14 protein-coding genes are annotated in these 14,189 nt (G+C 72.9%); 8 read left to right on the forward strand and 6 right to left on the reverse strand.

Translation table 11 applies throughout. The features are described 5' to 3' along the window. Window positions 1-42 precede the first annotated feature (42 nt). Window positions 43-1,437 carry a HEAT repeat domain-containing protein gene (locus OHT52_RS26480; protein ID WP_328722692.1) on the reverse strand — a complete coding sequence of 465 codons (1,395 nt, stop codon included), beginning with the start codon at window positions 1,435-1,437 and terminating at the stop codon, window positions 43-45. Window positions 1,438-1,759: 322 nt separating this feature from the next. Between OHT52_RS26480 and argH the strand changes: the two genes are divergently transcribed. Together argH and OHT52_RS26490 are read left to right on the forward strand one after the other, a co-directional pair. Further along, entirely contained in the window at window positions 1,760-3,199 is a 1,440-nt protein-coding gene (gene argH, locus OHT52_RS26485) for an argininosuccinate lyase (protein ID WP_328722693.1), read from the forward strand. 136 nt (window positions 3,200-3,335) lie between these two features. Next, window positions 3,336-4,307 carry an aldo/keto reductase gene (locus OHT52_RS26490; RefSeq protein WP_328722694.1) on the forward strand — a complete coding sequence of 324 codons (972 nt, stop codon included), beginning with the start codon at window positions 3,336-3,338 and terminating at the stop codon, window positions 4,305-4,307. A gap of 41 nt (window positions 4,308-4,348) precedes the next feature. Here the strand turns inward: OHT52_RS26490 and OHT52_RS26495 are convergent, their stop codons facing one another. Further along, complete coding sequence (locus tag OHT52_RS26495) at window positions 4,349-4,858, reverse strand: HAD domain-containing protein (RefSeq protein ID WP_328722695.1); 510 nt, start codon at window positions 4,856-4,858, stop codon at window positions 4,349-4,351. A gap of 119 nt (window positions 4,859-4,977) precedes the next feature. On the opposite strand from OHT52_RS26495, the gene OHT52_RS26500 reads away from it, so the two are divergent. Continuing rightward, the gene (locus tag OHT52_RS26500; protein ID WP_328722696.1) at window positions 4,978-6,519 is read left to right on the forward strand and encodes an MFS transporter; all 1,542 of its coding nucleotides are present in this window, start codon (window positions 4,978-4,980) and stop codon (window positions 6,517-6,519) included. Window positions 6,520-6,534: 15 nt separating this feature from the next. Here the strand turns inward: OHT52_RS26500 and OHT52_RS26505 are convergent, their stop codons facing one another. Both OHT52_RS26505 and OHT52_RS26510 read right to left on the reverse strand, forming a co-directional pair. After that, window positions 6,535-7,275, reverse strand: coding sequence for a class I SAM-dependent DNA methyltransferase (locus OHT52_RS26505; RefSeq protein WP_328722697.1), 741 nt, complete (start codon window positions 7,273-7,275; stop codon window positions 6,535-6,537). A gap of 127 nt (window positions 7,276-7,402) precedes the next feature. Next, a complete protein-coding gene (locus tag OHT52_RS26510) occupies window positions 7,403-8,074 on the reverse strand; it encodes a lysophospholipid acyltransferase family protein (protein ID WP_328722698.1) in 672 nt (223 codons plus the stop codon). A 240-nt stretch (window positions 8,075-8,314) separates the two neighbouring features. Between OHT52_RS26510 and OHT52_RS26515 the strand changes: the two genes are divergently transcribed. The 3 genes from OHT52_RS26515 (at window position 8,315) to OHT52_RS26525 (ending at window position 10,757) form a co-directional block, all read left to right on the forward strand. After that, complete coding sequence (locus OHT52_RS26515) at window positions 8,315-9,493, forward strand: glycerophosphodiester phosphodiesterase (protein ID WP_328722699.1); 1,179 nt, start codon at window positions 8,315-8,317, stop codon at window positions 9,491-9,493. Between the two features lie 210 nt (window positions 9,494-9,703). Beyond that, window positions 9,704-10,213: a sigma-70 family RNA polymerase sigma factor gene (locus OHT52_RS26520; protein ID WP_328723907.1), complete on the forward strand. Its 510-nt coding sequence runs from the start codon at window positions 9,704-9,706 to the stop codon at window positions 10,211-10,213. A 37-nt stretch (window positions 10,214-10,250) separates the two neighbouring features. Continuing rightward, entirely contained in the window at window positions 10,251-10,757 is a 507-nt protein-coding gene (locus OHT52_RS26525; protein ID WP_328722700.1) for a GNAT family N-acetyltransferase, read from the forward strand. Between the two features lie 131 nt (window positions 10,758-10,888). Here the strand turns inward: OHT52_RS26525 and OHT52_RS26530 are convergent, their stop codons facing one another. Continuing rightward, window positions 10,889-11,338 (reverse strand): hypothetical protein, encoded by a 450-nt coding sequence (locus OHT52_RS26530; RefSeq protein ID WP_328722701.1) that lies wholly within the window; start codon window positions 11,336-11,338, stop codon window positions 10,889-10,891. 1 nt (window position 11,339) lies between these two features. Further along, window positions 11,340-11,699: a hypothetical protein gene (locus tag OHT52_RS26535; protein WP_328722702.1), complete on the reverse strand. Its 360-nt coding sequence runs from the start codon at window positions 11,697-11,699 to the stop codon at window positions 11,340-11,342. A gap of 618 nt (window positions 11,700-12,317) precedes the next feature. Here OHT52_RS26535 and OHT52_RS26540 point away from each other — a divergent pair. Together OHT52_RS26540 and OHT52_RS26545 are read left to right on the forward strand one after the other, a co-directional pair. After that, a complete protein-coding gene (locus OHT52_RS26540; RefSeq protein WP_328722703.1) occupies window positions 12,318-13,382 on the forward strand; it encodes a methionine ABC transporter ATP-binding protein in 1,065 nt (354 codons plus the stop codon). Beyond that, window positions 13,379-14,047 carry a methionine ABC transporter permease gene (locus OHT52_RS26545; protein WP_328722704.1) on the forward strand — a complete coding sequence of 223 codons (669 nt, stop codon included), beginning with the start codon at window positions 13,379-13,381 and terminating at the stop codon, window positions 14,045-14,047. The genes OHT52_RS26540 and OHT52_RS26545 overlap by 4 nt, the downstream gene beginning before the upstream one ends. Window positions 14,048-14,189: the final 142 nt, after the last annotated feature.

A 14,189-nucleotide genomic window follows, 5' to 3' on the forward strand; every position in this document is an offset into this window, starting at 1 on the left:
CGGGCTGCCGGCAGCAGCCCGGACGCCACGGGTGGCAGCGGATCAGTGCGTGTCCGGAAGCGGCTCGTACCGGGCGCGCTGCGCCTCGTGGGCGACCTCCGCGTCCTCGTCCTCCTCCATCCCCGCCAGCACCCGCTTGCGCAGCCCGAGGCTGTGCGCGCCGAGCAGACGGAGCCCGGCCCGGCGTACGTGCGGGGGCCGGGCGGGGGCCACCAGCGCGGCCAGCCACTCCTCCGGGACGAGCAGCACGTACGGGGTGAGGGCCTTGCGGGCGGTGCGCACCACCGGCGGATGGGGGTCGGCCATGGCCGCCATCAGCTCGTCGGGGGAGACCGCGTCCAGCATGCGCAGACCGGCCAGTGCCGCCGCGCGTACCCGGCCCTCCGGATGGCGCGTCAGGGCCCGCAGCGGGCCGGCCGCGTCGGGTGATCCGGATTCGGCCAGCCCGAAGACCGCGCCCGGGGGCAGGCCGGGCGCGGCCGAGTCCGCGCACCGCTCCCGGTAGAACGCCCACGGGTCCGCGCCCTCCAGCCGCAGCACCAGCCGCGCGGCGGAACGCACCCGGGCCGAAGGGTCGGCGAGGTGGCCGGACGCCTCCGCGCCCCGCCCCGCCCGGTGCAGCGCGGCCACCGCCGAAGAGCGGGTCGCCGCCGAGGAAGCGGTGAGCAGCGGATCGAGGAGGCGCTCCGGATCGCCGGTCCTGACCCGGGTGAGGAGCACGTCGGTGCAGAGCCTGCGGACGGCCCGGTCCTCGGCGGTCAGGATCAACTCCGTGAGCCGGGCGGTCGCGAGGAGACCCCGTTCCAGGCAGAGTCCGATGCCGAGCAACCGTGCCCTCGGCCGGGGGCTCGCCAGCAGCAGCGCGGGCAGCGAAGGCGAAAGCGCGGGGGCGGCGGTGAGGACCAGCGCGAGAGCGGGCCCGCCGTGCGGGCGGAGCGCCAGCTGTACGGCCAGCGGGACCAGGGCGGCCGCGCGTCCGGCCGCCGCAGGCCCGTCCAGTGCGGCGGCGAGCGTCCGGCGGGCCCGGTCCCGTACGGGGGCGCGGCCGTCCGCGCACCGCAGGACCAGCAGCGGGAGCAGGGCGGGGCGCCCGGCGGCGAAGGGCAGCGCGGCCTCGCGCACCTGCCACCGGCGGTGGCACAGGGTGAGGGCGGTCTCCGGCTCGGAGGGCGGGAAGTCCGTCCACGTCACGTCCCGGGCGCGCTCGTCCCACTGCGGGTCGAACGGCTGCCCCGGGTCTCCGCCGTGGTCGGTGCCGGGGCCCGGGGAGGCGCCGGCGGGCGGTGTGCTCGCGGACCCCGCGCGGACGCGCCGGTCGAGGTCGATCCAGGCCTCGGGATCGGCGGTGTCCAGGACGGAGTCCAGGGGGCTGCCCCTCAGCAGGCGCTCGTGCGCCGCGCGTGGGCGCCTGGGGGACGGGTGGGTCGGCTTCCGCATGGGGCGCAGCCTATGGGCAGCCGGAGCGCGCTCCGTCCCGCCCCCGCAGACGTACGGCGGGAGCGGGCCGCCGTACGCGACCCGTGCCGCGGGCGCCGCCACCGGCCCCTTTGACAAAACATACGGAGGATTGCATAGTTATGCCAACGGTGGGTGCACCGTGGAGAGTCCTCCGGCCTCCTCCGCGAGGGCCGCCGCCCGGTGTGACTCCGCCCGACAGCGCGTGCCACGCCCGCACCACGCGTACAGAACCGGCCTCCTCGACCGTCAGCGGCGGGGAGGCGGTCGCACATCCACCCCCTTGTTCTTCGAGGAGCACGCAGTGAGCAACGCCCACGCCAACGGCAACAGCGACGTACGCCTCTGGGGCGGACGTTTCGCCGACGGACCGGCCGAGGCGCTGGCCAAGCTGTCCGCCTCCGTCCACTTCGACTGGCGGCTGGCGCCCTACGACATCGCCGGCTCCCGCGCCCACGCGCGTGTCCTGAACAAGGCGGGGCTGCTCACCGACGAAGAACTCACCCGCATGACCGCCGGACTCGACCAGCTCGAAGCCGATGTCGCGGACGGCTCGTTCACCGGCACCATCGCCGACGAGGACGTCCACACCGCGCTGGAGCGCGGTCTGCTGGAACGCCTCGGCAAGGACCTCGGCGGCAAGCTCCGCGCCGGCCGGTCCCGCAACGACCAGGTCGCCACGCTGTTCCGGATGTACCTGCGCGACCACGCCCGGATCATCGGCGGGCTGATCGCCGAGCTCCAGGACGCGCTGGTCGGCCTCGCCGAGACCCACCCGGACGTCGCGATGCCCGGCCGCACCCACCTCCAGCACGCCCAGCCGGTGCTCTTCGCCCACCACGTCCTCGCCCACGTGCAGGCCCTCTCCCGGGACGCCGAGCGGCTGCGCCAGTGGGACGAGCGCACCGCCGTCTCGCCGTACGGCTCCGGCGCGCTGGCCGGCTCCTCCCTCGGGCTCGACCCGGAGGCGGTCGCCGCCGATCTCGGCTTCGAGCGCGGCTCCGTCGCCAACTCCATCGACGGCACGGCCTCGCGCGACTTCGTCGCCGAGTTCGCCTTCATCACCGCGATGACCGGGATCAACCTCTCCCGGATCGCCGAGGAGATCATCATCTGGAACACGAAGGAGTTCTCCTTCGTCACCCTGCACGACGCGTTCTCCACCGGCTCCTCGATCATGCCGCAGAAGAAGAACCCGGACATCGCCGAGCTGGCGCGCGGCAAGTCGGGGCGGCTCATCGGCAACCTGACCGGCCTGATGGCGACCCTCAAGGCGCTCCCGCTCGCGTACAACCGCGACCTCCAGGAGGACAAGGAGCCCGTCTTCGACTCCTGCGACCAGCTGGAGGTCCTGCTCCCCGCCTTCACCGGCATGATGGCCACGCTCACCGTCAACCGGGAGCGCATGGAGGAACTGGCCCCGGCCGGCTTCTCGCTCGCCACCGACATCGCCGAGTGGCTCGTCAAGCAGGGCGTGCCCTTCCGGGTCGCGCACGAGGTCGCGGGCGAATGCGTCAAGGAGTGCGAGCAGCAGGGCATCGAGCTCGACGAGCTGACCGACGAGCAGTTCGAGAAGATCTCCGAGCACCTCACCCCCGAGGTCCGTACCGTCCTCGACGTGCCCGGCGCGCTCGCTTCGCGCGACGGCCGCGGAGGTACCGCCCCGTCCGCCGTCGCGATCCAGCTCGCCGAGATCAAGCAGGACCTCGCGGTCCAGCACGCCTGGGCGGCCGCCCGGAAGTAGGTCCTGGCGTCCGGACCGTGCCCGCACGCGCGGTCCGGACGCGCGCGGCGGCCGGGTGCGAGGTGTACGGACGGCGACGCGGGCTACGTTGACGGGGAAGGGTGAAGAACCGACCCCGGACCACGAGGAGCCCGCGATGCCATTCGACCGCCTGACCGCGGCCACCGCCTCGACCGCCCACATCGGGCTCGGCCTCGCCGCAGTCGGCAGGCCCGGCTACATCAACCTCCACCGCGACCTCGACCTGCCCGGGGACCGCACCCCCGACGCCCTGCGCGAGCGCACCCACGAACTCCTGGACGCCGCCTACGCCCAGGGCGTCCGCTACATCGACGTGGCCCGCTCCTACGGACGCTCCGAGGCGTTCCTCGCCGAGTGGCTGACCGCCCGACCCGCCCTCGACGACGTCGTGGTCGGCAGCAAATGGGGCTACACCTACACCGCCGACTGGTCCGTGGAGGCCGAGGCGCACGAGGTCAAGGACCACGGCGCGGCCACCTTCGACCGCCAGCGCACCGAGACCCGCGCGCTGCTCGGCGACCGGCTCGACCTCTACCAGATCCACTCGGTGACCCCCGACAGCCCGGCCCTCACCGACAAGGAACTCCACGCCCGGCTCGCCGACCTGGCCGCCGAAGGCGTCACGATCGGCCTTTCCACCAGCGGCCCCGGCCAGAAGGACGCCATCCTGGCGGCCCTCGCCGTCACGGTCGACGGCGAACCCCTCTTCCGTACCGTCCAGGCCACCTTCAACGCCCTGGAGACCTCGGCGGGCCCCGCGCTCGCCGAGGCCCACGGGGCGGGACTGACGGTGATCGTCAAGGAGGGCATGGCGAACGGACGGCTGGCCGGTACCGAGGCCCCGGCGCTGATCCGGGAGATCGCCCGGGACCGGGAACTCGGCAGCGACGCGGTGGCCCTCGCGCATGTGCTCCGCCAGCCGTGGGCCGGTGTCGTCCTCTCCGGCGCCGCCACGGCTCTCCAGCTCTCCGGGAACCTGCACGCCGTCACCCTCGACCTCGACGAGGAGGAACAGGCCCGGTTCGACACCCTCGTGGAGGACCCGGAGGCGTACTGGCGGTACCGGGCCGCCCTGCCCTGGAGCTGACGCACCCCGCCCCCATCGATCCCCGTCCGGCCCGGCGTGCCTCAGGTCGCCCAGGCGGCCAGCGCGTCGAAGTCCGCCCGCTCCAGGCCGACGGCCGGATCGATCTGCCGCAGCAGCGCCGGGCCGGGGTGGTGGGCCGCCACCCACGCCCGGTCCTGCTCGCCGATCTCGTCGTCGATCCAGGCGAACGCCCGGCCGGCCGCGTACGCCACGACGTGCCGCGTCTTCCAGAAGGTCCAGTCGCCCGTGCCCTCGCCCACCACGGGCCAGTCGACGAACGGCAGCGGCGGCAGCCCCAGATGCGGGCCGACCCACTCGTTGGCCTCGTTCTTCCAGGTGGTGGCCCAGACCAGTTCGTACCGGTCGGACAGCGCCAGCAGCTCCGCGCCGTGCGCCGCGTTGAGCAGTACCGGCAGAGCCTGCCCGGTCTCCCACCCCGTCGGGCGCATCCGGTGGCGGCGGTACCCCTGCGGATCCCGCCGCCGGGACAGTGCCATGTACGGGTTGAGCGGACCGTCGATGTCGATCAGCAGCAGCGGTTCGGTGCCCATGCCCCCATGGTGCCGCCCGGCGGGCCGGAGCGGTAACGAGATTCGGCCGCGGGGTCCCGGCAGGGCCATCCGCGGATCGCCGGGTTGCCGCCCGGCGGCGGGGGCCGGAGCGTGGAGCGGTGAGCACAGCCGACCGGGGGACCGGCACCGGAGAGACCCGCCGCCCGGGCCGCTGGATCGCGCTGACGGTCCTCGTCCTCGCCGTCCTGCTGGTCGCGGTGGACGCCACCGTCCTCGGCCTCGCGACCCCGTTCCTCACCGAGGACCTCGAACCGACCGGCACCCAGTTGCTCTGGATCGGCGACGTCTACTCCTTCGTGATCGCCGGGTTCCTCGTCTCCATGGGCAGCCTCGGCGACCGGGTCGGCCGCAAGAAGCTCCTTCTGACGGGCGCCACCGCGTTCGGGGCGATCTCCGTCCTGAACGCGTACGCCGACAGCGCCGAGGCGATGATCGCGGCCCGCGCGCTGCTCGGCGTCGCGGGAGCGACCCTGATGCCGTCCACGCTGGCCCTGATCCGCAACATCTTCCACGACCCCCGCGAGCGCAGTCTCGCCATCGGCATCTGGGGCGCGGCCGCCTCGGCCGGCGCGGCGGTCGGGCCCGTGGTCGGCGGATTCCTCCTCGAACACTTCTGGTGGGGTTCCGTCTTCCTCATCAACCTGCCGGTGATGGCCGTCCTCGTGGTGGTGGGCGCCCGGCTGATCCCCGAATCGAAGGACCCGGCTCCCGGTCCCTGGGACCTGCCCAGCGTCGCCCTCTCGCTCGTCGGCATCATCGGGGTGGTCTACGCGGTCAAGGAGGCCGCCGCACACGGATTCGGCCCGGGCGTCGCGCTCGCCGCCGTGATCGGCGCCGCCGCGCTGGTGTGGTTCGTCCGCAGGCAACTGCTCCTGACGGCCCCCCTGATCGACGTCCATCTCTTCCACCACCGTGGATTCTCGGGGGCCGTCCTCGCCGATCTGCTCACCATCCTCGGCCTGTCCGGACTCGTCTTCTTCCTCTCCCAGTTCCTCCAGCTGGTCCAGGGCCGCAGCCCGCTGGAGGCCGGCCTCGCGGAGTTGCCCGCCGCCGTGGGATCGGTGGTGGCGGGTCTGCTGGCGGGCAGGGCGGCCCGCCGGTTCTCGGTGCGGGCCGTCGTCTCCGGCGGGCTCGCCGCCGTGGGCCTGGCACTGGCCGCGGTGACCCTGATCGGCCAGGACACCGCGTATCCGCCGCTGGGCGCGATCCTGCTCGTCCTCGGCGTCGGCGCGGGATTCTCCTTCACCGTGACCGCGGACGTGATCCTCTCCAGCGTTCCCAAGGAGCAGGCCGGCGCCGCCTCCGGAGTCTCCGAGACCGCGTACGAACTCGGCGCCGCCCTCGGCATCGCTCTGCTCGGCTCCATCGTGACCAGCGTCTACCAGGGATTTCCCACCCCGGCGGGGGTTCCGCCGGGCACCACGGCCGCCGCCCACGAGTCGCTCGGCGGAGCCGTGGAGGCGGCCCGGACACTGCCCGCCGCCGAGGCCGGTCAGCTGATCGCCGCCGCGCAGGACGCGTTCACCGACGGGCTGCGGGCCGCCGCCGGGACCGGCGCCGTCGTGCTGGTGGCGACGGCGGTCGCCGCCTGGTCCCTGCTGCGCGGGCAGCGGCTGGAGGAGGGCGCCGGACACGGGTGAACCCCTGGCCGGCCGTCAGCCCGCGGGCTTCTCCCACACCGAGACGTGCCGTCCGCTCTCGTTGCCGAACGGGCTCCGGTCCCAGTCCTCGAAGCGCTCCCGCAGCCGCATCCCCGCGAGCTGAGCCATCAGGTCGAGCTCGGCGGGCCACACGTAGCGGAACGGGATCGAGCGGTACTCGCCCCGGCCGTCGGCGAGGTCCACGTAGTTCGAACTCACCGACTGGGTGGCGACGTCGTAGTCGTCGTACGCCCAGCGCGTCGCACTCGTGTGGAAAGGCACGATCCGCTGCCCGGCGGGCAGTTTGCGCAGTTCCGGGACCATCACCTCGATCACGAAGGTGCCGCCCGGCGCGAGATGGTCCGCGACGTTGCGGAAACAGGCGACCTGGTCCGCCTGGGTCGTCAGGTTCATGATCGTGTTGAAGACCAGGTAGGCGAGGGCGAAGGTGCCGTCCACCCTCGTCCCGGTGAAGTCCCCGATCGTCACCCCGACCGCCTCGCCGCCCGGTTTGGCGCGCAGCCGCTCCACCATCGCCCGGGACAGGTCGATGCCGTGCACCGGCACCCCGCGCCGCGCCAGCGGCAGCGCGATCCGCCCGGTCCCGATGCCGAGTTCGAGTGCCCGGCCGCCGCCCGCGAGCTCCGCCAGGAAGTCCGCGGTCGTCCCCACCAGATCCGCCGCGAACATGCCGTCCGAGGGATCGTCGTACGTCGCCGCGATCCGCTCTTGGAAGAAGTCTTCCTTGTCGGTCACGCCCGGGACCGTACCGTCCGGCCGCCCGTAGCGCCCGCGAATTACGGTGTTCGCGCGCGTCCGGACACGCGAAGGGCCCGCCGGCCCGGGGAGAGGACCTCTCGGGGGCGGCGGGCCGGACGGCGTTTCAGGCGGCCTTGGCCTTCGTCGCGTACATGTCCACGTACTCCTGGCCGGAGAGACGCATGACCTCGGACATCACCGAGTCCGTCACCGCGCGCAGCACGTAGCGGTCGCGGTCCATGCCCTCGTACCGGGAGAACTCCATCGGCTCGCCGAAGCGGACCGTGACCTTGCCCGGACGGGGAATCCCGGCGCCGCCCGGCTGCAGCTTGTCGGTGCCGATCATCGCGAACGGGACCACCGGCGCGCCCGTCATCAGGGTGAGGCGGGCGATGCCCGTACGACCCCGGTAGAGCCGGCCGTCGGGGGAGCGCGTGCCCTCCGGGTAGATGGCGAAGGCGCCGCCCTCGTCCAGCACCCTGCGGCCCGTCATGAGTGCGGCGACCCCGCCCCGTCCGCCGTCGCGGTCCACCGGGATCATGCCGCTGCCGGTGAAGAACCAGGCCATCATGCGGCCCTTGACGCCCTTGCCGGTGACGTACTCGTCCTTGCCGATGTAGTACACCGGCCGGTCGCAGCAGATCGGCATGATCAGCGAGTCGATGAAGGTGAGGTGGTTGCCCGCGAGGATCACCGGACCGTCTCCGGGGATGTTCTCGGCGCCCTCGATCCGAGGGCGGAACATCAGGCGCAGGATCGGGCCGAGCACTGCCTTGATGACCGTGAGTCGGGACAACGGTTCCTCCGGTGTCGTGGCCGGGCCGGCCGGGGCGGTGACGCGATGGTCTGTGCAGGTGAGGACGATACTCGCGGCGACCCGCCGACCGCACATCGGGTTCACGCGACGGATACGCGGTGTTGACTTGTGTTAGCGGTGTGTTGGCCCGCCCGACCCCTGGAGGACGGCCCCCCTGCCTACGCTCGGGGCCGCGCCGAAGCCGGTGTCGTCGCCGAACATCACACGCGAGGAGCGTCCATGACAGAGCGTACGCGCAAGAGCCCCGGCCGCCGGGCCCTGCTCGGAGCCGCGGTGCTCGGAACGACCACTCTCGGCCTCTCGGCCGCCGGCACCGCCGCGGCCGACGACCGGGGCCACGACGACCGCGAGGCCAAGGGGAGTGGCGCCGGGCGTCGCCTGCGCGACCTGCCCGTCCCCACCGTCGTCGGCCACCGGGGAGCCAGCGGCTACCGGCCCGAGCACACCCTGGGCTCCTACCAGCTCGCCCTGGACCTCGGCGCGGACATCGTCGAGCAGGACCTCGTCCCGACCAAGGACGGCCACCTCGTCTGCCGCCACGAGAACGACATCACCGGCACCACCGACGTCGCCTCCCACCCCGAGTTCGCCGGCCGCAGGACCACCAAGACGGTCGACGGGGTCCAGCTGACCGGCTGGTTCACCGAGGACTTCACCCTCGCCGAACTGAAGACCCTGCGGGCCGTCGAGCGCATCCCGGGCACCCGTCAGAAGAACACCCTCTACGACGGCCGCTGGGAGATCCCCACCTTCGAGGAGGTCCTGCGCTGGGCCGACGCCGAGGGCCGCAAGCGCGGCAAGCCGGTCTGGCTCTACACCGAGACCAAGCACCCCTCGTACTTCCGGGGGCTCGGACTCGGCCTGGAAGAGCCGCTCGCCAAGCTGCTCCGCCGTTATGGACGCGACCGCGCGGACGCGGCCCTCATCCTCCAGTCCTTCGAGCCCGACTCCGTGCGGCGGCTCTCCACCCTGGTCTCCACCCCGCGCATCGTGCTGCTCGCCGGCGCGTCCTCGCGCCCCTGGGACTTCACCGCGGCGGGCGACCCGCGCACCGTCGCCGACCTCGTCACCCCGGCCGGCCTGAAGTGGATCGCCTCCTTCGCCCAGGGCATCGGCCCCACCCTCGACCTGGTGATCCCGAGAGATTCCGACGGTCGCCTCGCCGCTCCGACCACCCTGGTCCGGGACGCGCACGCGCGGGGGCTGGTCCTCCACCCGTACACGATGCGCAACGAGAACACCTTCCTGCCCACCGAGTTCCGCCGGGGCACCGACCCCAACGCGTACGGGGACGCCTTCGGCGCCTTCCGCGCGTACTTCGCCACGGGCATCGACGGCATCTTCTCCGACAACGCAGACACCGCCCGGCTCGCGGCGGCCGACGCGCGCCGCGCCTGACGGCTCCGTCCACCCACCGGGGCAGGGCCGGTCCGCGTCAGCGCCGGACCCGTCGTGCCCCGGTCGGGTGGCACTTCCCGCGTACGGCAACCGCCCGCGCGCGGGACGCGTTGAGCGGGCGTGATCCCCGTCGACCGTGCAACGACCCTCGCCGACCGCGCGCCGGACGCCGTTCCCCGCGCTCCGGCCGCTCCCACCACGTCCACCGTCGTGGTGCTGACGGCCCTGCACCCGCTGGTCCGCGCCGAGGTGACGGCCGAGGCCCCGGCGGCCGGCACGGACCCGGCCGACCTCGAACAGACCGTCTGGCTGCGGCTGCTGGAGCGCCTCGCCTCCGGCGCTCCGTCACCCGACCCGGCCCGCTGGGTGCGCGAGACCGTACGCGCCGAGGTCCGCCGCTCCCGCCGCGCCGTTCTGCGCGAACACCCGCATGCCGACGACGGACCCGCCGCGGGCCCCGGCAGCTGTCCCGAGCGCGCCGCTCTCGGTGCCGACGAACGCCGGGCGCTGCGCGCGGCCGTCGCCCGGCTGCCCGGTCGCTGCGCCGGACTGCTGAACGCCCTGCTCGACCCGGGCGACCGCACCTACCGCGAGATCGCGGAGGAGTTGGGTATGTCACAGGGGAGTTTGGGGCCGATTCGCTCCAGATGTCTGGGATGTCTCCGCAGAATGCTCGCGGCGGAGGTTGCCGCTCCCGGAACGCGGGGAATGGTGCGGTGAACAACTGGCTTATCAGGTGAGCGGGAGGCATGCACACATGGGCATGAGCGTGATCATCTCGGCGGCGGACCAGGACGACGCCGAGCAGCTCTTCAGGCTCCAGTACCTCTGTTTCCAGAGCGAGGCGGAGCTCTACGGGAACTACCGGATCGACCCGCTCGTCCAGACCCTGGAGTCCGTCCGGGACGAACTCGCCACCGACCTGCTCTTCGTGGCCCGGCTCGGCGACGAGGTCGTCGGCGCGGTGCGGGGGTTCACCGCGGAGGACGGCACCGGCCGGATCGGCAAACTCTGCGTCCACCCCCGGCTCCAGGGCCACGGCCTCGGCGCCCGGCTGCTGCGCGCGGCGGAGACGGGACTCGCGGCCGAGCGTGCCGCCACCCGCTTCCGGCTGCACACCGGACACCGCAGCGAGGGCAACCTGCGCCTCTACCGTCGTGCCGGATACGCGCAGGTCGGCGCCGAGACAGGTGAGGACGGAGTACGCCTGATCCTGCTGGAGAAGGAAGCCCCGGCGGCCCAGGAGTACCTGGCGAGCGCGTAACGGCTCCCCGCCCGGCAGGAACGCGAAGTCCCGCCCGCACGGAACGCGCGGGCGGGACCGCGTGCTCACCGCACGTCGCCGCGGGACCGCCCCGCTCGCCGCGTGGCCCGGGGGCGGGAACGGGTCGCGCCTCAGGCCTGCTTCGCCCGGCGCAGCCAGAGCAGTCCGGTGACCGGGAGGATCACCGGAATGAAGACGTATCCCATGCCGAAGTCCGACCAGACGGTGGCGTCCGCGAAGGCGGAGGGCTCCACCATCGTCCAGGTGCCCACGATCAGAACGCCCGTCAGCTCGGCGGCGCAGCACACCAGAGCGGCCCGGCGGGCCTTCTCCCCGCCGCGCACCAGGGAGTACGTGATGAACCCGTACACCAGGGCGGCGACGGCCGACAGTACGTACGCCAGCGGCGCCTTGCCGAAGTCCAGGACGATCTGGACGATCGCCCGCGAGGCGGCGGCGACGGTGAACACCCCGTAGAACCAGACGAGTACGCGGCCGGGGCCGGTCCCCAAGTCGAACGACGGCTTCGGCTGAGCCGCTCCGGACGGCGCCGGGGTCCCGGTGCGATCGGTGTCGGTCACGTCAGTTTCCCCAGATGTCGTAGAGCCGCACTTCCAGCACGGCCAGCACCACCGCCCCGGCGGCCACCGTCGCCGAACCCCAGCGGGTCCGCTCGGTCAGTGACAGGAAGCCGGCCGCGGGCACGGCCGCGAAGCAGCCGATGAGATAGCAGATGAAGATCGTCATGCCCTGCTCCGGGCGCTCACCGCGCGTCAGCTGCACGATGCCCACCACCAGCTGGGCGAGCGCCAGCAGTGTGACGACCGCCATACCGATGAAGTGCCAGTCCTTGGTCGGCTGGTCCCGGTAGGCGGCGAATCCGCACCAGGCGGCGAGGGCGAGCGCGGCCACGGCGAGCGTGACCGTCAGGGCGTCGAGCATGAGCCGAGGGTATTACGGCCGCGCCCCGTGCCCGCGTCCGGCCCCGCCTCCCGCTGGTCCTGCTCGGAAGCGGTGGACCGGCCCTCCGGCGACGGCGGACACGGGGTCCGCGAGGGGGTGGCCGTGGCGTCCGCCACAGGTGCCCCGGCCGGACGGCGGCGCGGTCCCCGGCCGGTACGAACCGCTGAACGGCCACGTCTGTGCAGGTCGGAAGGGGTGCGTGAGGAGGGGGCGGCAGAGGCGGCGGTCCGCGTCGGGGCGTCCGCCATCCGGACGCGCCGGTTCCGCTCTCCCTCACGTCTGTTTTACTTGGGGCATGACCACGACGAGCAGCCGCACCCTTGCGACCGAGGCGATCAGTACGCCCGGTGCTCGTCGCATGTGTCGAATGTGCGCCATCTGAGGGTCCACGCCAGCGTCTCGCGCCCCGAAGCGAGACCGCGCCGACGCCGTTGCCTCCCGGTCCCCCCGGCAGGAACGCTCCGGCCTCGACCGGCACTCCCGTGCCGCGGCCGTGCCGAGATCCCGGCCGACGAGGGCCGGTGAGTCTCCCTCGGACGAATGCCCCGTGCCCGGCGCACCACCACGCCGCGAGCACTCGACAGTGACGGAAACCCTGTGATCACCACTTCGGGCCTCACGAAGGTCTACCAGTCGCGCGACCGTGAGGTCACCGCACTCGACGGAGTCGACCTGCACGTCGAGGAGGGCGAGGTCTTCGGCGTCATCGGCCAGAGCGGCGCCGGCAAGTCCTCCCTCATCCGCTGCGTGAACCTCCTGGAGCGGCCCACCTCCGGCACCGTGACCGTCGCGGGCCAGGACCTCACCGCCCTCGCCGGCCGGGGCCGCCGGGCGGGCAAGGAACTGCGCGAGGCGCGCAGCCGCATCGGCATGGTCTTCCAGCACTTCAACCTGCTGGCCTCGCGCACCGTCCAGGGCAACGTGGAACTCCCGCTGGAGATCCTCGGCGTGCCCGGCCGCGACCGCTCCCGCAAGGCACTCGAACTGCTCGACCTGGTCGGCCTCGGCGACAAGGCGAAGGCGTACCCCGGGCAGCTCTCCGGGGGCCAGAAGCAGCGCGTCGGCATCGCCCGCGCCCTGGCCGGCGACCCGAAGGTGCTGCTCTCGGACGAGGCGACCTCGGCCCTGGACCCCGAGACCACCCGGTCCATCCTCCAGCTGCTGCGCGACCTCAACCAGCAGCTCGGCCTGACCGTGCTGCTCATCACCCACGAGATGGACGTCGTCAAGACGATCTGCGACTCCGCCGCGCTGATGCGCCGGGGCCGCGTCGTCGAGTCCGGCACACTCGGCGAACTCCTCGCCACCCCCGGCTCCGAACTGGCCCACGAACTCTTCCCCGTCGGCGGCGGCGCCCCGGCCCCCGGCCGCACGGTGGTCGACGTCACCTTCCACGGTGAGTCCACCGGCCGTCCGGTGATCTCCCAGCTCTCCCGTACCTACGACATCGACATCTCGATCCTCGGCGCGGCCATGGACACCGTGGGCGGCAAGCAGATCGGCCGGATGCGCATCGAGCTGCCCGGCCGCTTCGAGGAGAACGTCGTGCCCATCGGCTTCCTGCGCGAGCAGGGGCTGCGGGTGGACGTCGTGGACGAGGCCGCCGCCACCGTGATCCCCGCGCAGACCACCGCCCCGCTCACCAAGGAGGCCGCGAAGTGACCTGGTCCGAAATGCAGCCCCTGCTGACCCAGGGCACCGTCGACACCCTCTACATGGTCCTGTGGTCCGCGGTCGTCACCGTCGCCGTCGGCCTGCCGCTCGGAGTGCTGCTGGTCCTCACCGACAAGGGCGGGCTGCTCCAGAACACCGTGGTGAACAGGATCGTCGGCGTGGTCGTCAACATCGGCCGCTCGCTGCCCTTCATCATCCTGCTGATCGCGCTGATCCCCTTCACGACCTGGGTGGTCGGCACCTTCATCGGCCCGACCGCGATGATCGTCCCGCTGGCCGTCGGCGCCATCCCCTTCTTCGCGCGCCTGGTGGAGACCGCCGTCCGCGAGGTCGACCACGGACTCGTCGAGGCGGTCCAGTCGATGGGCGGCTCCATCCCCACCATCGTCCGCAAGGTCCTGCTCCCGCAGGCCCTGCCCTCCCTGATCTCCGGCATCACCACCACGGTGATCGTGCTCATCGGCTACTCCGCGATGGCCGGCGCCGTGGGCGGCGAGGGACTCGGCTCCAAGGCCGTCACCTACGGATTCCAGCGCTTCGACAACCAGTTCATGATCGTCACCGTCGTGCTGCTCATCGTCATCGTGACCGTCGTGCAGCTCGTCGGTGACCTCGCCGGACGCCTGCTGGCCCGCCGGGGCCGCACCGCCTGACGCGCCTTCCCGGCGCCGACCCACAGACCTCCGTCCCGCGCGTACCGGCACCGTCCGTACGAGCACGGCGGTAAGCCCGCACTCCTTGTCCGGGCAAGAGGGCTGCCCCGTAACCCCCGGCGGGTGCGCGACGACAGCTACG

The organism is Streptomyces sp. NBC_00247 (genome assembly GCF_036188265.1).
Classification (GTDB): domain Bacteria; phylum Actinomycetota; class Actinomycetes; order Streptomycetales; family Streptomycetaceae; genus Streptomyces.